This window comes from Rhizobium sp. EC-SD404 (genome assembly GCF_902498825.1).
GTDB lineage: Bacteria > Pseudomonadota > Alphaproteobacteria > Rhizobiales > Rhizobiaceae > Georhizobium.
Genome location: NZ_LR701459.1, coordinates 2354547 through 2375022, shown reverse-complemented (window position 1 = coordinate 2375022; position 20476 = coordinate 2354547). Strand labels below are relative to the sequence as shown.

General features: G+C 61.6%; 17 protein-coding genes. 10 read left to right on the top strand and 7 right to left on the bottom strand.

Going from position 1 to position 20476, the window contains the following annotated elements; translation table 11 throughout:
- The first annotated feature begins 69 nt into the window (after positions 1 to 69).
- From secY to rplQ, 6 genes are all read left to right on the top strand, one after another.
- Complete coding sequence (gene secY / locus GC125_RS12140; RefSeq protein ID WP_151985894.1) at positions 70 to 1410, top strand: preprotein translocase subunit SecY; 1341 nt, start codon at positions 70 to 72, stop codon at positions 1408 to 1410.
- On the top strand, positions 1407 to 2057 hold the full coding sequence (locus tag GC125_RS12135) for an adenylate kinase (RefSeq protein ID WP_151985893.1): 651 nt from the start codon (positions 1407 to 1409) through the stop codon (positions 2055 to 2057). The genes secY and GC125_RS12135 overlap by 4 nt, the downstream gene beginning before the upstream one ends.
- Before the next feature lie 251 nt (positions 2058 to 2308).
- Positions 2309 to 2677, top strand: a complete 369-nt coding sequence (gene rpsM, locus GC125_RS12130) for a 30S ribosomal protein S13 (protein WP_126010268.1) — start codon at positions 2309 to 2311, stop codon at positions 2675 to 2677.
- 124 nt (positions 2678 to 2801) lie between these two features.
- Positions 2802 to 3191, top strand: a complete 390-nt coding sequence (rpsK, locus tag GC125_RS12125; RefSeq protein ID WP_151985892.1) for a 30S ribosomal protein S11 — start codon at positions 2802 to 2804, stop codon at positions 3189 to 3191.
- A 105-nt stretch (positions 3192 to 3296) separates the two neighbouring features.
- On the top strand, positions 3297 to 4307 hold the full coding sequence (locus GC125_RS12120) for a DNA-directed RNA polymerase subunit alpha (protein WP_126010270.1): 1011 nt from the start codon (positions 3297 to 3299) through the stop codon (positions 4305 to 4307).
- Between the two features lie 53 nt (positions 4308 to 4360).
- Positions 4361 to 4786 (top strand): 50S ribosomal protein L17, encoded by a 426-nt coding sequence (gene rplQ / locus GC125_RS12115; RefSeq protein WP_151985891.1) that lies wholly within the window; start codon positions 4361 to 4363, stop codon positions 4784 to 4786.
- Between the two features lie 101 nt (positions 4787 to 4887).
- On the opposite strand, the gene GC125_RS20420 is transcribed toward rplQ, so the two are convergent.
- Positions 4888 to 5544, bottom strand: a complete 657-nt coding sequence (locus GC125_RS20420) for a thermonuclease family protein (protein WP_502706055.1) — start codon at positions 5542 to 5544, stop codon at positions 4888 to 4890.
- Positions 5545 to 5792: 248 nt separating this feature from the next.
- Between GC125_RS20420 and GC125_RS12105 the strand changes: the two genes are divergently transcribed.
- Positions 5793 to 6965 (top strand): zinc-dependent alcohol dehydrogenase, encoded by a 1173-nt coding sequence (locus GC125_RS12105; RefSeq protein WP_151985890.1) that lies wholly within the window; start codon positions 5793 to 5795, stop codon positions 6963 to 6965.
- 95 nt (positions 6966 to 7060) lie between these two features.
- Here GC125_RS12105 and GC125_RS12100 read toward each other — a convergent pair whose 3' ends face one another.
- The 3 genes from GC125_RS12100 to GC125_RS12090 form a co-directional block, all read right to left on the bottom strand.
- Positions 7061 to 7972: an NAD-dependent epimerase/dehydratase family protein gene (locus GC125_RS12100; RefSeq protein WP_151985889.1), complete on the bottom strand. Its 912-nt coding sequence runs from the start codon at positions 7970 to 7972 to the stop codon at positions 7061 to 7063.
- A 192-nt stretch (positions 7973 to 8164) separates the two neighbouring features.
- The gene (locus GC125_RS12095) at positions 8165 to 8893 is read right to left on the bottom strand and encodes a hypothetical protein (protein ID WP_151985888.1); all 729 of its coding nucleotides are present in this window, start codon (positions 8891 to 8893) and stop codon (positions 8165 to 8167) included.
- A 299-nt stretch (positions 8894 to 9192) separates the two neighbouring features.
- Positions 9193 to 13026: a vitamin B12-dependent ribonucleotide reductase gene (locus GC125_RS12090; RefSeq protein WP_151985887.1), complete on the bottom strand. Its 3834-nt coding sequence runs from the start codon at positions 13024 to 13026 to the stop codon at positions 9193 to 9195.
- 580 nt (positions 13027 to 13606) lie between these two features.
- Between GC125_RS12090 and GC125_RS12085 the strand changes: the two genes are divergently transcribed.
- The gene (locus GC125_RS12085; RefSeq protein ID WP_151985886.1) at positions 13607 to 14083 is read left to right on the top strand and encodes an NUDIX hydrolase; all 477 of its coding nucleotides are present in this window, start codon (positions 13607 to 13609) and stop codon (positions 14081 to 14083) included.
- Here GC125_RS12085 and GC125_RS12080 read toward each other — a convergent pair whose 3' ends face one another.
- Complete coding sequence (locus GC125_RS12080) at positions 14084 to 15589, bottom strand: inorganic phosphate transporter (RefSeq protein WP_151985885.1); 1506 nt, start codon at positions 15587 to 15589, stop codon at positions 14084 to 14086.
- 231 nt (positions 15590 to 15820) lie between these two features.
- Here GC125_RS12080 and GC125_RS12075 point away from each other — a divergent pair, with 231 nt between their 5' ends.
- Positions 15821 to 18022, top strand: a complete 2202-nt coding sequence (locus GC125_RS12075; RefSeq protein WP_286165491.1) for an esterase-like activity of phytase family protein — start codon at positions 15821 to 15823, stop codon at positions 18020 to 18022.
- Positions 18023 to 18097: 75 nt separating this feature from the next.
- Here the strand turns inward: GC125_RS12075 and GC125_RS12070 are convergent, their stop codons facing one another.
- Positions 18098 to 18862 (bottom strand): SDR family NAD(P)-dependent oxidoreductase, encoded by a 765-nt coding sequence (locus GC125_RS12070; protein WP_151985884.1) that lies wholly within the window; start codon positions 18860 to 18862, stop codon positions 18098 to 18100.
- 147 nt (positions 18863 to 19009) lie between these two features.
- Here GC125_RS12070 and GC125_RS12065 point away from each other — a divergent pair, with 147 nt between their 5' ends.
- Positions 19010 to 19912 (top strand): AraC family transcriptional regulator, encoded by a 903-nt coding sequence (locus tag GC125_RS12065; protein WP_151985883.1) that lies wholly within the window; start codon positions 19010 to 19012, stop codon positions 19910 to 19912.
- A gap of 33 nt (positions 19913 to 19945) precedes the next feature.
- Here the strand turns inward: GC125_RS12065 and gpt are convergent, their stop codons facing one another.
- Positions 19946 to 20443 carry a xanthine phosphoribosyltransferase gene (gpt, locus tag GC125_RS12060; RefSeq protein WP_151985882.1) on the bottom strand — a complete coding sequence of 166 codons (498 nt, stop codon included), beginning with the start codon at positions 20441 to 20443 and terminating at the stop codon, positions 19946 to 19948.
- Positions 20444 to 20476: the final 33 nt, after the last annotated feature.

The following is a 20476-nucleotide window of genomic DNA, read 5'->3' as shown; positions in this document are numbered from 1 at the left end:
AACGGTCGTGCTTTCCGCAGCCGGCACTACGGCGCGGTCTTCAAAGAAGCCGACCATGCGGAGATTTGCATGGCATCTGCAGCCGAACAACTCGCCTCCAATCTCAATTTCGCAGCCTTTGCCAAGGCCGAGGATTTGAAGAAGCGCATCTGGTTCACGCTTGGTGCGCTTCTCGTCTATCGGCTCGGCACGTTCATTCCGCTGCCTGGTCTGGATCCCGACGCTTTTGCGCAGGCGTTCCAGCAGCAGGCGGGCGGCGTGCTCGGGCTGTTCAACATGTTCGCCGGCGGTGCTGTCGAACGCATGGCGATCTTCGCACTCGGCATCATGCCGTATATTTCCGCCTCCATCATCATGCAGCTCATGACGTCGGTCGTACCGTCGCTCGAACAGCTGAAGAAGGAAGGCGAGCAGGGCCGCAAGGTCATCAACCAGTACACGCGCTACGGCACCGTGTTGCTCGGCACCCTGCAAGCCTACGGCATCGCCGTCGGCCTTGAATCCGGGGCCGGGATCGTCGTGGATCCGGGCTGGTTCTTCCGCATTTCGACCGTCATCACGCTGGTCGGCGGTACGATGTTCCTGATGTGGCTCGGTGAGCAGATCACGGCACGTGGCATCGGCAACGGCATTTCGCTGATCATTTTCGCGGGCATCGTCGCCGCAATGCCGACGGCGATCGCCGGTACGCTGGAACTCGGCCGCACGGGCGCCCTGTCGACGGGCATCATTATCGCAGTCATCCTGATCGCCATCGCCTGCATCGCGCTCATCGTCTTCGTCGAGCGTGCTCAGCGCCGTCTTCTGATCCAGTATCCGAAGCGCCAAGTCGGTAACCGGATGTTCCAGGGCGATACGTCGCACCTGCCGCTGAAGCTCAACACGGCCGGCGTCATCCCGCCGATCTTTGCATCGTCGCTGCTTCTGCTGCCGGCGACCGTTGCGGGCTTCTCCGACACGACGACGATGCCGCCCTGGGCGACGACGATTTTGGCGACGCTCGGCCACGGCCAGCCGCTTTACATGCTGCTCTACGCCGCAATGATCGTGTTCTTCGCCTTCTTCTACACGGCTGTCGTCTTCAATCCGAAGGACACGGCCGACAACCTGAAGAAGCACGGCGGCTTCATTCCGGGGATTCGTCCCGGTGAACGCACCGCCGACTACATCGACTACGTGCTCACGCGCATTACGGTCATCGGTGCTATCTATCTTGTGGTCGTCTGTCTCTTACCCGAATTTCTAATCGCGCGGACGGGCGTTCCGTTCTATCTCGGGGGTACATCGCTGCTGATCGTCGTCAATGTGACGCTCGACACGGTAGCGCAAGTTCAGGGGCATCTCATCGCGCAGCAATATGAGGGGCTCATCAAGAAGTCCAAGCTGCGGGGAGGCAAGCGCAAAAGATGAGATTAATACTTCTAGGACCGCCGGGTGCGGGCAAGGGGACACAAGCTCAACGGCTGGTCGAGAAGTACGGCATTCCCCAACTTTCCACTGGTGACATGCTGCGTGCAGCGGTCACCGCACAGACTGACGTCGGCAAGCGTGCCAAAGCGGTGATGGATGCGGGCAAGCTCGTATCGGACGACATCGTGAATGCGATCGTCTCGGACCGGATCGATCAGGACGATTGCCGCAAGGGCTTCATCCTCGACGGCTATCCGCGCACCCTGGTGCAAGCCGACGCTGTCGAGCAGATGCTGGCGGCAAAAGGGCTGGAACTCTCGGTCGTGATCGAGATGCGGGTCGAAGACGAACTGCTGGTCGACCGCATAGCGGGCCGTTACACCTGCGCCAAATGCGGCGCGGGCTACCACGACACCAACCATCAGCCGAAAGCTGAAGGCGTCTGCGACAAGTGTGGCTCGACGGAGTTCAAGCGTCGACCCGACGACAAGGCCGAAACGGTGCAGACTCGCCTCCAAGCCTACTACAAGGAAACTTCGCCGCTGATCGGCTACTACCATTGCAAGGGGAAGCTGAAGTCCCTGGATGGCATGGCGCCGATGGACGACGTGACCGGGCAGATTGACGCGATCATCGCTAACCTCTGATCCAGAACACATTGCGCGCGGTCCGGTTCTTGCAAACTAGAATCGGGCCGGGCTGTTGACGGCGGCGCGGTTTTCGACTACGGCACCGCATCCCTTCACGATTGTCGGATTCTCTCGTCCGGATGGACGAGCGTTTGACCTTTTGAAGACAAGTTCATGATCCGCATGGGCCGGCCTCCACCGGACGCGGATAAACGTTACAGCTGGTTTACCCGGCACCGGAGCACTCCGGACAACATGGAGAATTGGGTATGGCCCGCATTGCAGGCGTAAACATTCCGACGAACAAGCGCGTGATCATCGCGCTTCAGTACATTCACGGCATTGGCCCGAAGCTGGCTGCCGAGATCGTGTCCAAGAACAACATTCCGGCAGAGCGCCGCGTGAACCAGCTTTCTGACGCTGAAGTTCTCGCGATCCGCGAAGCGATCGACCGCGACTACCAGGTCGAAGGTGACCTGCGCCGCGAGACCTCGATGAACATCAAGCGTCTCATGGACCTCGGTTGCTACCGCGGTCTGCGTCACCGTCGTGGCCTTCCGGTCCGCGGCCAGCGCACGCACACCAATGCCCGCACCCGCAAGGGTCCGGCTAAGGCGATTGCCGGCAAGAAGAAGTAAGTTTCGGGCTTTGCGTCCGGGTCGGGGAGGCGGCGTGCCGTCTCTCTCTTTCCGGATCGTTACCCGTCCCCAAGGTGGAGCCGCTGGTATTACGGCGGCGTAGAGATCGACTGAAAGGAATACCATGGCCAAGGAAGCCGGACGCGTTCGCCGTCGCGAACGCAAGAATATCTCGTCGGGCGTCGCCCACGTGAACTCGACGTTCAATAACACCATGATCACCATCACCGACGCGCAGGGCAATGCGATTGCCTGGTCGTCCGCCGGTGCGAAAGGCTTCAAGGGCTCGCGCAAGTCGACGCCGTTCGCCGCCCAGATGGCTGCGGAAGATTGCGCCAAGAAGGCGCAGGAGCACGGCATGCGTTCGCTGGAAGTCGAAGTCTGCGGCCCTGGTTCGGGTCGTGAGTCGGCGCTGCGCGCGCTGCAGGCTGCCGGTTTCACGATCACGTCGATCCGCGACGTGACGCCGATCCCGCACAATGGCTGCCGCCCGCGCAAGAAGCGCCGCGTCTAAGCATCTCTTCTTCGATGCCGCATGATCCGGGATGGCCCGGGTCCTCTGCGGCTCTTCGTCTTGCCCGTCACGATTGGATGGTGGCGGGATGCGAAAGGAAAAACCATGATCCAGAAAAACTGGCAGGAACTGATCAAGCCGAACAAGGTGGAGTTCTCCTCCTCGGGCCGCACCAAGGCGACGCTGGTCGCCGAGCCGCTCGAGCGTGGCTTCGGTCTCACCCTCGGCAACGCGCTTCGCCGCGTGCTTCTGTCGTCGCTGCGCGGCGCTGCCGTCACGGCCGTCCAGATCGACGGCGTGCTGCATGAATTCTCCTCGATCCCGGGCGTTCGCGAAGATGTCACCGACATCGTCCTGAACATCAAGGAAATCGCCATCAAGATGGATGGCGACGAGACCAAGCGTATGGTCGTGCGCAAGCAGGGCCCAGGTGTCGTAAAGGCTGGTGACATCCAGACCGTCGGCGACGTCGAAATCCTGAACCCCGAGCATGTCATCTGCACCCTCGACGAGGGCGCCGAGATCCGCATGGAGTTCACGGTCGCGAACGGCAAGGGCTACGTGCCTGCCGACCGCAATCGCGCCGAAGACGCGCCGATCGGCCTCATCCCGGTCGACAGCCTCTATTCGCCGGTCAAGAAGGTTTCGTACAAGGTCGAAAACACCCGTGAGGGCCAGGTTCTCGACTACGACAAGCTGACCATGACCATCGAAACCGACGGTTCGGTCACGGGTGAAGACGCAGTGGCTTTCGCCGCTCGCATCATTCAGGACCAGCTTGGCGTCTTCGTCAATTTCGACGAGCCGCAGAAGGAAACCGAGGAAGAAGCAGTCACCGAACTGGCCTTCAACCCGGCGCTCCTCAAGAAGGTCGACGAATTGGAGCTTTCGGTCCGTTCGGCGAACTGCCTGAAGAACGACAACATCGTCTATATCGGCGATCTCATCCAGAAGACCGAGGCGGAGATGCTCCGTACGCCGAACTTCGGCCGCAAGTCGCTGAACGAGATCAAGGAAGTGCTGGCCTCCATGGGCTTGCATCTCGGCATGGAAGTGCCCGCCTGGCCGCCGGAAAATATCGACGATCTCGCCAAGCGCTACGAAGACCAGTATTAACCCCTAGACTGCGGATGAGCCCATGTGCCATCCGCCCCTGAAGGAGAAGGCTCATGCGCCATCGCAATGCAGGCCGCAAGCTCAACCGGACCGCAAGCCACCGCAAGGCGATGTTCGCCAACATGGCCGTGTCCCTGATCGTCCATGAGCAGATCGTTACCACTCTGCCCAAGGCCAAGGAAATCCGCCCGATCGTCGAGAAGCTCGTTACGCTCGGCAAGCGCGGTGACCTGCATGCGCGCCGTCAGGCGCTCTCGCAGATCAGAGACCAGGATGCGGTGCGCAAGCTGTTCGATGCGATCGCTTCGCGTTACGCAGACCGTCACGGCGGCTACCTGCGCATCATGAAGGCTGGCTTCCGCGCCGGTGACAACGCACCGCTCGCCGTCATCGAGTTCGTAGAACGCGACGTCAACGCAAAGGGCGCAGCAGACCGCGCCCGCGTCGAAGCTGAAGAGAAGGAAGCAGAAGCCGCGTAATCACGCCGCTTCCGTTATCCGGACTATCAAGAACCCCGTCCTTCATCGAAGGGCGGGGTTTTTCTTTGAGCAACTGCAGTCAGGTTTGATTCAGGCGCTGGTCAGGCGCACCAGCCGCGCCGCGCGCCATCCCATTTGCGGGCTAGACTTTCGGCGACGAGGATATCGCCCAGCGAACGGCCGTCGCGATGCAGCGTACGCAGCTTGCGGCCGTAGCGATCCTCGTCGCGAAGTCCTCTGCGCAACTCGATCGGGCCGGCATTGACGAGCTGGTGCAGGCGCCGGGCGGCGCGCTCGCCACGTTCGCGCTCGGCGGCGCATTGCGGGCTGAAGATTTCCGGCGTGTCGATATCCGCGATGCGGATGTTCTCGCCGGCAAGCCAGATCGTGTCGCCATCGACCACGCAATTGATGCGGGCGCCCGAACCGCACATGGCGAGGCGAACCGGCGCTGCAATTGGGGCAGGGGGACGAACGCCGTCCCTGTCGATGGCCGCGGTCGTCGCCTGCCGGTCGACCGAAGGGATAGGCATCGGCGGCGTTGGCCCAGACCTACTGAAGCCTGCGACATCTTCGATGATCTCGCTGGCCGGTTTCGTCACGAGTTCGGTGACAAGACGCTCGCCCGTGTCGACGATCTGCTCGCCGGTCTCGCTGGACAGCAAATGATGGCCGCCGACGACGGCGAGCGCAACAATGGCGAGCTGCATGCTCTGGCGGAGCCTGGCGAGAATCTGGCCTCCGAGCGATCGCTTCACGGACCTGCGTCTTTTGCCGAATGTTTGCCGCGCCATGTCGCACCTCGCCAAGCAATGGAAGGATGCGAGTGTCGCCCGCCGCGCTTGCCCGGGGATTAACGGCTCAATGAAAATGCGTGGAGAGCCCCGCAACGCAGGGATCTTTCGGGGGATGGACGATCCCGCATCCCCGCCGACCGTCGAGGGGATGGAACATCGCCCGCATCGCCCTGTTCGGAGCCCAGCAATGGATAGGAAGGGACGTTCAGATGAAGGCACTGTGCTGGCACGGAAAGGGCGACATTCGCTGCGATTCGGTTGACGATCCGACGATCGAAGACGATGGCGACATCATCATCAAGGTGACGTCCTGCGCGATCTGTGGATCGGACCTGCACCTGATGGACGGCTACATGCCGACCATGGAATCAGGCGACGTGCTGGGCCACGAGACCATGGGCGAGGTGATCGAGGTCGGCCGGTCGGTCAAGAAGTTCCAGGTGGGCGATCGGGTCGTCGTGCCTTTCAACATGGCCTGCGGGCAATGTGATTTTTGCAAGAAGCAGCTGTTCTCGCTCTGTGATCGATCCAACCGCAATGCAGAGATGGCGATCAAGGCCATGGGCCATTCGCCCTCAGGTCTCTTCGGCTACTCGCACATGCTCGGCGGCTACTCCGGCGGGCAGGCGGAATATCTGCGCGTGCCCTATGCCGATGTCGGACCGATCAAGGTGCCGGACGGCCTGCCGGACGACCAGGTGCTGTTCCTCTCCGACATTTTCCCGACCGGCTACATGGCCGCCGAGAATGCCGAGATCGAGGAGGGCGACACGGTCGCCATCTGGGGCTGCGGCCCTGTCGGCCAGTTCGCCATCCAGAGTGCGTGGATGCTGGGCGCCGGGCGGGTCATCGCGATCGACACGGTGCCGGAACGCCTGGAGATGGCGCGCAGCCACGGACGGGCCGAAACGCTCGACTTCAAGGATGTGAATATCTACGACGCGCTGATGGAAATGACCGGCGGGCGCGGACCCGATCGATGCATCGATTGCGTCGGGACCGAAGCGGACGCGGGTGCCAGCGCCGATTCCATGCTGGACAAGGCCAAGGCCGCGCTGATGCTCGGCACTGACCGGCCGCATGTGCTGCGTGAGGCGATCTATTCATGCCGCAAAGGCGGCACGATCTCGGTTCCCGGTGTGTATGTCGGAATGATCGACCATCTGCCCTTCGGCGCGGCGATGAACAAGGCGTTGACCTTCAAGATGGGCCAGACCCACACGCACCGCTATCTCGAGCCGCTCCTGCAGAAGGTGGTGGACGGCGAGATCGACCCGAGCTTCGTCATCACCCACCACGCATCGCTGGAAGAAGGCCCGGACATGTACAAGGCGTTCCGGGACAAGACGGACGGTTGCGTGAAGGTGGTGATGCGGCCGTAAGGCCGTTCAGGCCTTCGCGTCGTTCGGCCCGATGGATCGCAGGTGGAACCGCAGCCCGGCTTCCATCTGCGATCTGCGGTAATCTCGGAGCGGATTTACTGTGTTTTGCGCTCGGCACCAGGCACATATTGACGCCAGTTGTGCTGTTCTTTGAACCCGAGAACCTCCCGGATTTTGCGGTTTGAAATGGGCGCTTCGAATGCATCCATGGACCGCGTGATGGGCGTGTTCGGCGCCCATTTGGCGAGGAATTCCGCGCTCGGTTCGTTGGCTGTGATCTCGTCGTTGACGGCGTTGAACACCTGGAAGCCGAGACCATCCTTGCCGATACAGAGATCGACGATCTGGCCGAGATCGCGCGCGTCGATGTAGCTCCAGGCATTGCGCTTGCGCGACGGCGGATTGGCGAGGAATGCCGGGAAGCGGGCGTAGTCTTCCGGTTCGATCACATTGCCGATGCGCAGGGCATAGATGTCTGCGCCCGTGCGTTCGGCGAAGGCTTTTCCTGTCTTTTCATTGACCAGCTTGGATAGGCCGTAGCTGTCCATGGGGTCGATGTCGTAGTCTTCTTCGAGCGGAAACCGCTTATAATCCTTGTCGCCCTCTGCAAAGCAGACGCCATAGGTGGTCTCGCTGGACGCGACAATGATCTTGCGAATGCCGAGCTTGGTCGCCGCCTCGATGACATTGTAGGTCGAGGTGACGTTCGCCTTGAACGTCTCGTTGTCCGGCTGGAGCAGCACCCGGGGAATGGCCGCGAAATGCACGACGGCATCGACAGGTGCCGGCCCCTTGCCGGTCTCGAAGCCCTCAAACCCGAAATGCATCGAAAGCGCATTGAAGACCTGGCCGCTGTCCGTAAGATCGGTTGTCAGCGAGTTGACGCCCTCGATGTCGATCGGCTTCAGATCGAGATTGAGGATCGCGTGGCCCTGCGCCTTGAGATAGGCGACCGCATGGCGCCCGGCCTTGCCGCTTCCGCCGGTGAAGACAATGCGTTTGCTCATGTGGGGCCTTTTTGGGTGGGGGGTGGATGTCGCTTTGGCAGGGATTTAGGGCAAGGTTGGGGTGGCGGCGAGGAAGGGAATGGGCATGACGACCCACGGCTTCCCCCTGCGAGATGTTTACATAAGTTGCCGCATGAGCCGGTCAAAGTGGGCCTAGGTCAAAAGCCCAAGACCCACTTTTTACTACTTAGTTCAGGCAGCTTCTCTCGCACTCTTGCTTAAGCGCGCGGCCACGGACGGCCATCTATCGACTATTTCAAGAGCCGCCGCCTCCAAGAGTTTTCTTCTTTGGAGGAAGCTTTTTGGCGCAGAAAGGCTGCGTTGGCTAAAAATATCGCCGACCCAGCACAGATCCAGCGCTGCTGTGCCTAAGTGATTCAAATGCCGTTCTGCAATCAGGTGTAGCAAAGCAGCGTAGAGTGCTGCTCGGTTTGTATCACCTGTGTGAAACAGGCTGAATGTTTTGCCGATATAGGGCTTCAAGATACCGATCTGATTACCGCTTTGGCCGTGCCGACTACGAGTCAGGACGCTGTAAGCCCCCATTCTCACCATAAGACCGGCAATGCTTACTTCACGAATAGTACTATCCAAACGAGCGAGTGAAGTATCGGACAGCGCTGGCCACTTCATTAACCTCGCAAACTCGATAGCATCATGCGCACCTAAAATCCTGGCCTCTTCATGATCCGTACTCGGGCGACGCAACATCAGCGACGCATCGAGTTCAAGCAGTCGCTGGTCGCTTCTTGGGTCGCTCTGGAGCATATCGAGCGTCGCTGCTTCTATAGCCGGATAGCACGTGTCGAAGAGATAAACCTTGGGTTTTAATAGGTTCTCAATAATCGTATTTCGCTTAGTTGAGGACGCATAACAGTACTCAACCAGCTTATGACAGGAGATAAAGGGTTTCTTTCGCATTGCTGTTCCTTTCAGCGCTCGGCGCTTTGGATAGACGCAATGTCGATCTCGACTCGGAAAACAGAATCCCTCAGAGTGACCTCGCCAAAGGATGAGAGCTTCCATTCTCGTCGCCCCGCAATCGACCATGTTGAATTGCGGTAATCAGAGCCGGCCCCTAGGGGTCGGCTTTGGTGTTTCTGATCTTCAAATAAAGAAATACGCATATCTTTATGATGAGGCTCGCCCAGATGCACGTTAGCCCGACCTTTCGGCCGGGCTAACGTTTGTATCCGATCTGGCTTTCTCACAGTGTCCAATCAGCTGCAGCCGCTCGTGGCCCCACACGTGTCGCATTTCTCGCAGGTGCCATTCCGCACCATCGTGAAGTTCTGGCATTCGGGGCAGGAGTTGCCCGTGTAGCCTTGCATCAGCGATTTAGCGCGGCGGTCGGCTTCGACCTTCTTGGCGTCGGCCTTCGCGCGGGCGGCTTCTTCGGCGGCTTTGTCGGAGAAGAGCTCGGTTGCGGCATCGTTGTCGATGACGCCGGCATTGAGATCGTCCGGGGCTTCCTCGAAGTCCCGCTTGAAGGCGGTTGCTGCGTTGCCGCCTGAGGCCATCGTCACGGTCGAGCGGGCAACGGCGAGCGGAGCCGGCTGCTTGGAGCCTGCGAAAGCCGTGACGTTGGAGATCGACGCCGTCGGTGCAAGCGCTCGGGCAGGGGCTGCGCCTGCGGCTTCGCCTTTCGGCTCACCGGCTGGACGCAGCGTTTCCGGCTGCACGATGGTGAGCTTGTGGCCGCGGGTGAGGCCGGACGAGATCGCCTGTGCCTTGCCTTCCTTCACGCCCCTGCCGAGTGCGGTGTTGCCGAAATCGGACGTGTCCACATGGGCCAGATCGTGGCGCGACAGGTAGGAGACGGCGAGTTCGCGGAAGACGTAGTCGAGGATCGACGTCGCGTTCTTGATCGCGTCGTTGCCCTGGACCATGCCGGCCGGCTCGAACTTGGTGAAGGTGAAGGCCTCCACATATTCCTCGAGCGGCACGCCATACTGCAGGCCGAGCGAGATGGAGATGGCGAAGTTGTTCATCATCGCACGGAAGGCGGCGCCTTCCTTGTGCATGTCGATGAAGATCTCGCCGAGGCGGCCATCGTCGAACTCGCCGGTGCGCAGATACACCTTGTGGCCGCCGACGACGGCTTTCTGGGTGTAGCCCTTGCGGCGGTTCGGCAGTTTGTCGCGGTCGCGGTAGAGGCGCTCGACGACGCGCTCGACGACCTTTTCGGTGATCGTGACGGCCTGCGCGGCGGCAGGCTGGGCGATCAGGGCCTCGACGGCATCATCGGCGTCCTCGTCCGCATCGTCCTCGATCAGCGAGGCGTTGAGCGGCTGGGAGAGCTTCGAGCCGTCGCGGTAGAGCGCGTTGGCCTTCAGCGCGAGCTTCCAGGACAGCATGTAGGCGTTCTTGCAGTCCTCGACGGTCGCCTCGTTCGGCATGTTGATCGTCTTGGAGATGGCGCCCGAGATGAAGGGCTGGGCCGCTGCCATCATGTGGATGTGGCTTTCCACCGACAGATAGCGCTTGCCGATCTTGCCGCAGGGGTTGGCGCAATCGAAGACGGGCAGGTGCTCGTCTTTCAGGAACGGCGCGCCTTCGAGCGTCATGGCACCGCAGACATGGATGTTCGCGGCTTCGATTTCCTTCTTGGTGTAACCGAGATGGGCGAGCAGCGAGAACTCGAAATCGTTCATCTGCTCGCTCGTCACGCCGAGCGTTTCCGTCAGGAAATCAGCGCCAAGCGTCCACTGGTTGAAGGCGAACTTGATGTCGAAGGCGCTCTTCAGCGCAACGTTCAGCGCTTCGACCTGCTCGTCGGAGAATCCCTTGGCTTTGAGCGAGCCGGGGTTGACGGCAGGCGCCTGGTTGAGATTGCCGTGGCCGACCGCATAGGCCTCGATCTCGGCGATCTGGCTTTCGGTGTAGCCGAGCGTGCGGAGCGCTTCCGGCACGGCGCGGTTGATGATCTTGAAGTAGCCGCCGCCGGCGAGCTTCTTGAACTTCACCAGCGCAAAGTCGGGCTCGATGCCGGTGGTGTCGCAATCCATGACGAGACCGATCGTGCCGGTGGGCGCGATCACGGTCGACTGGGCATTGCGGTAGCCGTTCTTCTCGCCGAGCGCGACGGCCTTGTCCCAGGCGGCGATGGCGTGTTCGACCAGGGTCTTGTCCGGGCAATCGTCGTGGATGAGCGCGACCGGGTTGACCGACAGCTGCTCATAGCCGGTGCTCTCGCCACGGGCCGCACGGCGATGGTTGCGCATGACGCGCAGCATGTGCTCGCGGTTGGGCTTGTAGCCGGGGAACGGGCCAAGCTCGCCGGCCATCTCGGCCGATGTCGCATAGGCGACGCCGGTCATGATGGCGGTCAGCGCACCGCAGATCGCGCGGCCTTCCTTGGAGTCGTAAGGAATGCCCGAGGTCATCAGCAGGCCGCCGATATTGGCGTAGCCGAGGCCGAGCGTGCGATACTTGTAGGAGAGTTCGGCGATCTGGCGCGACGGGAACTGCGCCATCATGACCGAGATTTCGAGCACCATCGTCCAGAGCCGCACGGCGTGCTCATAGGCTTCGATGTCGATGTTCTTGGTCTTCGCGTCCTTGAACTGCAGCAGGTTCAGCGAGGCGAGGTTGCAGGCCGTGTCGTCCAGGAACATGTATTCCGAGCACGGGTTGGAGGCGCGGATCGCGCCGGCCGCCACGCAGGTGTGCCAATCGTTCATGGTCGTGTTGAAGTGCAGGCCCGGATCGGCAGACGCCCAGGCGGCTTCGCCGATCTTTTCCCAGAGATCGCGCGCCTTCAGCGTCTTCATCACGCGGCCGTCCTTGCGGGCGGTCAGGCTCCAGTCGCCGTCGTTCTCGACGGCGCGCAGGAAGTCGTCCTTGATGGAGACGGAGTTGTTGGAGTTCTGGCCCGAAACCGTCAGATAGGCCTCGGAATCCCAATCGGTGTCGTAGGTCTTGAAGTCGAGATCGGTGTAGCCCTGCTTGGCGAACTGGATGACGCGCTTGACGTAGTTTTCAGGAACCGCGTCACGCTTGGCGTCCTTGATGGCGCGCTTGAGCGCCGAGTTCAGCTTGGGGTCGAAGCACTCGCCATTGTCGGCCTCGCAGTTGAGGCAGGCCTTCATGATGGTCTTGAGGTGCTTGGCGACGATCTTGGAGCCGGTGACGAGAGCGGCGACCTTCTGCTCTTCCTTCACCTTCCAGTCGATATAGGCTTCGATATCGGGGTGATCGATGTCGACGACGACCATCTTGGCGGCGCGGCGCGTGGTGCCGCCCGACTTGATGGCACCCGCAGCCCGGTCGCCGATCTTGAGGAAGGACATCAGGCCCGACGACTTGCCGCCGCCGGAAAGCTTTTCGCCTTCGCCGCGCAGGTAGGAGAAGTTGGAGCCGGTGCCCGAGCCGTACTTGAAGAGGCGCGCCTCGCGGACCCAAAGGTCCATGATGCCGCTTTCATTGACGAGGTCGTCTTCGACCGACTGGATGAAGCAGGCATGCGGCTGCGGGTGCTCATAGGCCGACTGCGACTGGACGAGCTTCTTGGTGAAGGGATCGACATAGTAATGGCCCTGGCCGGGACCGTCGATGCCGTAGGCCCAGTGAAGGCCTGTGTTGAACCATTGCGGGGAGTTCGGCGCGACGCGCTGCGTGGCGAGCATATAGGCAAGCTCGTCCATGAAGGCGGAGGCGTCTTCTTCGGAATTGAAATAGCCGCCTTTCCAGCCCCAGTATGTCCAGGTGCCGGCAAGGCGCGTGAAGACCTGACGCGCATCAGTTTCGGAACCGTAGCGCTCGTCCTCGGGCAGATCGGCCAGGGCAGCCTCGTCGGCGACCGAACGCCACAGGAAAGACGGGACGTCGTTCTCCTCGACCTTCTTCAGGCGCGCGGGCACACCGGCCTTGCGGAAATATTTTTGCGCCAGGATGTCCGATGCCACCTGGGAGAACTGTGCAGGCACGTCGATGTCAGCGAGCCGGAAGACGACGGAGCCGTCCGGATTCTTGATCTCGCTGATGGCCTTGCGGAACTCGATGGCCGCGTAGGCCGATTGTCCCGCTTCAGTAAACCGCCGCTCGATGCGCATAGTCCCTCGTCCTCGTCGTGGTGTGCCTGCCGACATTCTTCGTGGCGGGCGCAATTTGTCATCATCCGGCTGCGCTCATCATGGCGCTGCCAGCCCTCGAAATCCGGTCTTGTGATGGAATCGAATGACCCAGACCGTATGTTGTGTTGATAGTGGCTGGCAACACTAAATATAGTGTAAATCCACCGTTTCCGCTACCCCTGCCGCCGCCTGCGGCAACCCCCGATACGCAATGGAAAAGCAACCCGAGGAAGGATCCACAACGGATCGTCCGACTGGGCTCGCCAACGCTTACTGTCTTGATTTGTTGCCGGCTGCTTCATGCCGGCGGGCTGTTGTTCACAGCGTGATAACCAATAGACTGCGACTCGCAGAATGGGTCAAGAGCTGGGTAGGCCCTGAGGTGTGAATACCAGATGTTGTGCGCTGGAAGGGTGGAAACTGGGGAAAGCTGAACCGCTTGAAACTCTGGACTTGCCAAACGCTGCAATTGCTAAAAGTGACATAAAAAATTAGGGGTAGGCCGCACGCGGCATGATGCCCTGTTCAAATTGAACCTGTTGATGACGGATCTTCCCACATGACCTCACTCACGCTCGCCGATCGCCTTGCAGTCGGCTCATCGCGCAGGGCGTCGAAGATCCAGTATGGGGCGGTGCCCTACCAGATGATCGAGGGACGCTGCGCCTTCCTTCTCATCACCTCGCGGCGCACGGGCCGGTGGATATTCCCGAAAGGCTCGCCGATCGAGGGGCTGACGCCGCAGGAAACGGCGGCGCGCGAGGCGTTCGAAGAAGCAGGCGTCGAAGGCTATGTGCATCCGCAGTCCGTCGGCAGCTACCGGACGGTGAAGCAACTTCTGCGTCGCACGATCCTCAATGTGGAGGTTTTCCCGCTGAAGGTGGAGCGGCAGCTCGAAGAGTGGCCCGAGATCGGGCAGCGCTACCGGCACTGGGTCATGCTGAAGGAAGCCAAGCGCCTGCTCTCCGACCGCGGCGCCATCGCCATGGCCGAAGCGGTCGAAAGGCTGGTCGCCAGCCGCGCTTCGCCGCGCTGATCAAGCGCCGATGAGCGCGCCGATCAGCCAGTAGAGCAGGGCGGACAGAAGACCTGCGGCCGGCACGGTGATGACCCAGGCAGCGGCGATCTGCAGGCCATGCTGTCGGCGCACCAGGCGGCGGCGTTCGCGCTTCTGAAAATTGGCGAGCGCTTCTTCCGGCGTTTTGTTGAGACGATCGGTGTTTAGGAACAGCGAATAGGGCTGGACGCCCGGATTGCGCACGCCGCGGTTCGACGTGGTCTCGCGCAGAAAGCCGACTCCGAAGACGGCGCCGATCGCGATATGCGTCGATGAAACGGGAAGTCCGAGCCAGGAGGCGATCAGCACAGTCGTCGCCGCGGCAAAGGCGACGCAATAGGCGCGGATCTCGTTCATCTTGGTGATCTTTTCACCGACCAGGCGAATGAGCCGCGGGCCGAACAGGGCAAGACCGAGCGCGATGCCCACTGCGCCGATCGCCAGCACCCAGAGCGGCAGGGCGACGGCGGCAACATCTGTCGAGCCGCTGCCTGCGGCCGCAACGATCGCGGCCAATGGCCCGACGGCGTTGGCGACATCGTTGGCGCCATGGGCGAAGGACAGAAGTGCCGCAGCGAAGATCAATGGCAGACGGAAGAGACCGTTGATGCTTTTGGATCGGTTCTCGAGCCCGATCGAGCGGCGCATCACCCAGGGGCGTGCCAGCATCCAGCCGATGACGCCGAAGACGGCCCCAAGCAGCAGTACCTGCAGCGGGCTCGCCTCCCAGATCTGGCTCAGCCCCTTGATGGTTAGGTACATGGCGAAAACGCCAGCCATTCCGGAAATCAGGACCGGGACCCAGATGCGGACCGCGGCGATTTTGTCCTCCCGCTCCAGGATGGTGGCGTTGGCGACAGCCAGCACGCCGGCGGCCATGACGCCGCCGAGCACCGGAGAGATGACCCAACTCGCGACGATCGTGGTCAAGACCGGCCATGCGACGACGCCGAAGCCGGCAGCGGCAATGCCGGCGCCGATCACGCCGCCGACCACGGAATGGGTCGTCGAGACAGGGGCGCCGAGATAGGTGGCGAGGTTGATCCAGAGAGCGGAGGAGAGCAGGGCGGCCGTCATCACGACGATGAAGTCGACGGTTTCGAGATGGACTCCCGGGACCAGCAATTCGCTCGATATGGTTTCAACCACATCACCGCCCGCAAGCAGCGCGCCGGCGCTTTCGCAGACGACGGCGATGGCAATCGCACCGGCCATGGTCAGCGCTCGGCTACCGACCGCCGGACCCATATTGTTGGCGACATCATTCGCGCCGATGTTGAGCGCCATGTAGCCGGCGATGACCGAGCCGATGATGACGAGATAACTGAGCGGGCCTTCAACGGCGTAGAACGCGGCGATGACCGTGGCGCCGAGCAGGAAGACGAGGGCAATGCCGGGGAATGCCAGGCTCCTTGAGAGGTTTCCGGTTGCCGTTTCCAGGTTGACGACCTTGTTCAGGTCCTTGTCGAGTGCGCTCTTGGCCATGCTCGCCCGTTCATGACAGTTTTATGACAGTGCGGGGCGCATAGCATCTGAATGCGGGGGCGGGCACCCCTAGCGGCCGGATCAACGACTTTATTTGCCGCTGCCGTTCCTACGGGAACAATCGCCGAGACATGCTTTGGCCGATGGCCGGCACTGTCATTCCACTGTCATCGACACATTGCATGAGCAAGCTCTGCGCGAGACACGCGCGATGTCCGATTGGAGGGGCTCATGACGACCACCAGACATTTTGCAATGACCTTGCTTGCAGGCACTCTGTTGACCACGACCGGCACGTGGGCGCAGGACGCTGCCAACTTCAACCGCATCGCGTCCTTCCCCGTTGTGGACAACAAGCCGGAAGGCGCCGACGTCAACTCTCCGTCTTCCGCCGAGATCATCACGGCGACCGGAGACGGCATGACGCTGATCTATTCCGATAGCCCGGCCGGCGGCATTGGCTTCATCGACATCACCGACGCGGCAGCCCCGGTTGCCGGCGGTTTCCTCGCCATGGACGGCGGTGAGCCAACGGCCGTTTCCGTTTCCGGCTCCAAGGTCCTGGTCGGCGTCAACACGACGGAAGACCTGACGCAGCCTTCGGGCTTCCTGGCCGTAGTCGATATCGAAAGCCGCGAAGTCGAGGCGCAATGCGACCTCGGCGGTCAGCCCGATTCCACGGCCGTGTCGCCCGACGGCACGTTTGCTACGGTGGCCATCGAGAACCAGCGCGACGAGGAGTTGAATGACGGCGTCATTCCGCAGATGCCCGCCGGCGACGTGAAGATTTTTCCGCTGACCGATGGCGTGCCGGATTGCGATGCGATGATCACGGTCGACCTGACCGGCATCGCCGAGATCGCACCGGAGGATCCAGAGCCCGAATTCGTCGACTTCAACGAAGCGAACGAACTGGCCGTGACGCTTCAGGAAAACAACCACATTGCGATCATCAATGCTGCCGACGGCACCGTGACCGCGCATTTCTCCGCCGGTTCTGTGGACCTGACCGGCATCGACACGGAAGATGACGGCGCCTTCGATTTCTCGGGTTCGGCAACAGCCGTCAAGCGCGAGCCAGATGCCGTCCAGTGGCTGGACAATGATCGTCTCGCCATCGCCAATGAAGGCGACTACGAGGGCGGTTCGCGCGGCTTCACCATCATGAACAAGGCGGGTGAGGTGCTTTTTGAGAGCGGCAGCGCCTTCGAGCATGAAGTGGCTCTCATCGGCCATTACCCCGACGGCCGATCCGACGCCAAGGGCATCGAGCCGGAAGGCATGGAAGTCGCGCGCTTCGGTGACGAAACGCTCATCCTGCCGCTGTCGGAGCGCGGTTCGGTCGTCGGCGTCTATCGCGACAACGGCGCCGATGCGGAGCCCGAGCTTCTTCAGATCGTGCCATCGGGTATTTCGCCGGAAGGCATCATCGCGATCCCCGAGCGCAACCTCTTCGCGGTCGCCAACGAAGTCGACCTCATCGAAGACGGCGGCGTGCGCGCCCATGTCATGATCTTCGAGCGTAGCGAGGGACCTGCCCAGTATCCGACAATCGTTTCCACCCGCGACGAGAACGACCTGCCGATTTCATTCGGTGCGCTTTCGGGCCTCGCTGCCGATCCGTCCGAAGCCGGGCGCCTTTATGCGGTGAGCGATTCCGTCTTCGCTGCCCAGCCGCGCATGTTCGTCATCGATGCCACTGCTGAGCCGGCGCAGATCACGAATGCGTTCACCTTAACCCGTGATGGCGTGACTGCCGAGAACATGGACCTCGAAGGCATCGTTGCCGATGGCGAGGGTGGGTTCTGGCTGGCCAATGAAGGCGATGCCGAAGACGGCATCCCGCATGCGCTCTACCGCGTCGATGCAGAAGGCGCGATCCAGGAAGAGGTGCTCTTCCCTGAAGCGCTTCTCGAAGGCGCGACGGCATCGGGCGCGGAAGGCGTGACGATGATCGACGGGACGCTCTGGATCGCCATCCAGCGCGAATGGGGCAACGATCCGGAAGGCATGGTGAAGCTCGTTTCCTATACCCCGGCGTCCGGCGAATGGGCTGCCGTTCATTATCCGCTCGAGGCAAAGGGCGAAGGCTGGGTCGGTCTTTCCGAAATCACGCTTCACGGTGACTATGTGTATATCATCGAGCGCGACAACCAGATCGGCGCCGCGGCTGCGCTGAAGAAACTCTATCGCGTGCCGGTTGCCGAGCTCGAAGGCGCGGAACTCGGTGGCGAGCTGCCTGTGGTCACCAAGGAAGAAGTCCGCGACTTCATCCCGGATCTTGCTGCCTATAACGGCTACATCGTCGACAAAGTCGAAGGCTTTGCTGTCGATGCAAACGGTGAAGCTTTCGTCGTCACCGACAATGACGGCGTGGACGATTCTTCCGGTGAGACCTTCTTCTGGTCGATTGGCGCCCTGTCGGACATGTGAGCGATCCGCTTGAAAAAAAAGCGAAAAGGCCGGGCTTCTGCCCGGCCTTTTCGTCGTCACCGCGTCGGTTCGCGTTCAGATGTTCTGACCGCCCGACACCTCGATGCGCTGGCCGGTCATCCAACCGAACTCTCCAACGAGCAGGCTCGACAGCGCGCCGCCGATATCGTCGGGCAGGCCGACCCGCCCCATGGCCGTCGTCGCCGCGACCATCTCGTTGACATGGGCGTTGTCGCGCACGACACCGCCGCTGAAGTCGGTCTCGATGGCGCCTGGCGCAATGGCGTTGACGACAATCCTGCGTTCGCCGAGTTCCTTTGCGAGATAGCGTGTCAGCACCTCGATGCCGCCCTTCATCGTGGCGTAGGCGGAATAGCCGGGCAGGGTGAACCGCGCCAATCCACTCGACACGTTCACGATCCGACCGCCATCCTCGATCATCGGAAGAAGACGCTGGGTCAGGAAGAAGACGCCTTTGAGGTGGATGGCGACGAGGTGATCGAAATCCTCTTCGGTGGTCTCGACGAACGGCTTGTGTATGCCGGTGCCGGCATTGTTGACGAGAAAGCTGATCGTTTCGCGATCGAATGTCTGCCGCAGCAGCGAGCGCAGCTCATCGGTGAACGCGGCGAATGTATCCGTGCGCGTCGTATCGAGCTTGAGCGCTGCGGCGCGGACACCGGACTGCTGCGCCTCGGCAACGACGCTATCGGCATCCTCGCGGCTGTTATTGTAGGTGACGACGATGTCGACGTCCTTCTTGGCGAGATGCAGCGCCGTATTGCGGCCGAGGCCACGGCTGCCGCCGGTAATCAGGGCGATTTTGGTCGTGCTGGTCATGACGAACTCCCTTCGAATTGGTGAGAGCCCGTTCTAACCGCGGGTCGGTCGACCGGCTTGACCGATCGTCGCAACCTCTTGCCTATTCCTCCAGAACCGCAAAGCCACGTATTTTCAAACGTCCCGCCGCAGCTTTATATTCCGTGCATGACGATAGAAAACGACATCGCGAAACTCCGCCCGGCCGTGATCGCCTATGCCGATTCAAACGGCGCTGGCGAGCAGCCGCTCATGACATCCATACCGGGTCTGAGCATCGTGCGAAGCCGGCAGGCGACCGACATCGAGCCGATGGTCTACCAGCCGCTTCTCTGCTTCGTGCTGCAGGGGGCGAAGGAGTCGGTCGTCGGCGACATGCGTGTGCGCTTCGCCGAAGGTCAGTCTCTCATCGTTGGTCTCGACCTGCCGGCCGAGAGCCGGGTGGTTCTGGCCAGCGAGGATCGGCCCTATCTCGCGATCGCCGTCGGGCTCGACGTGGCGATGATGCGCGAACTCGCGGCCCAGTCCGGGCTCAGGACCAAGTCCGACGGATCGGAGGAGGCGGAAAACTGCCAGACGCTGCAGGTGGGCGTGCCGGATGCGGCGCTCGTCGATGCCATGGCGCGGCTGTTTGCACTCGTCGACCAGCCCGAGGCGCTGATCTTGGCACCGCTCGTCATCCGGGAGATCCATTACCGGGTGCTGAGCGCCGGGCATGCGGGCGTGCTTCGTATGCTGGCCCGTGCCGACAGCCATGTCAGCCGCATCGCGAACGTGCTTGCGACGATCAAGGATCGCTACGACGAACCGCTGAAGGTGGAGGAACTCGCGAGCACGGCCGGCATGAGCACGTCGGCCTTTCACGAGCACTTCAAGGCGGTGACGCGCACGACGCCTCTGCAGTTTCAAAAGCGGCTGAGACTGATCGAGGCAAGGCGCCTGATGTTCGGAGGATCGCATTCCGTCACCCGGGCCGCATTTGCGGTCGGCTACGAAAGTGCGTCGCAGTTCAGCCGGGAATACAGCCGCCATTTCGGCGTGGCGCCCAGCGACGACCGGGCTTTTGCCTGAGGTATTGGCGGTCGAGTATCGGCCGCCGCCTTGTCAGCCCTTGTGATCCTTGGCGATCGGCTCGACATAGGAGAAGCCGAGATCCCAGGGGAAATAGATCCAGGTGTCCTGGCTTACTTCGGTGACGAAGCTGTCCACCAGCGGGCGGCCTTTCGGCTTCGCATAGACGGTGGCGAAATGGGCCTTGGGCAGCATTGCGCGCACGATGGCGGCGGTCTTGCCCGTATCCGTCAGGTCATCGACGATGAGGATGTCTTCGCCGTCATTTTCCAACATGTCGTCATTGATGCGCTTCAGAACCTGCATTTCGCCCTGATTGGCATAGTCGTGATAAGACGCGACGCAGACGGTCTCGATCATGCGGATGCCGAGCTCGCGTGCGATGATGGCAGCCGGCACGAGGCCGCCGCGCGTGATGCAGACGATCGCTTTCCACTGCGTTCCGTTGCCGGACAGACGCCAGGCGAGGGCACGCGCATCGCGGTGGAACTGGTCCCAGGAGACGGGGAAGGCCTTGTCTGGCAACGACATGAAGGAAGGCTCCGGCGTTTGAGGTAGCGAGGC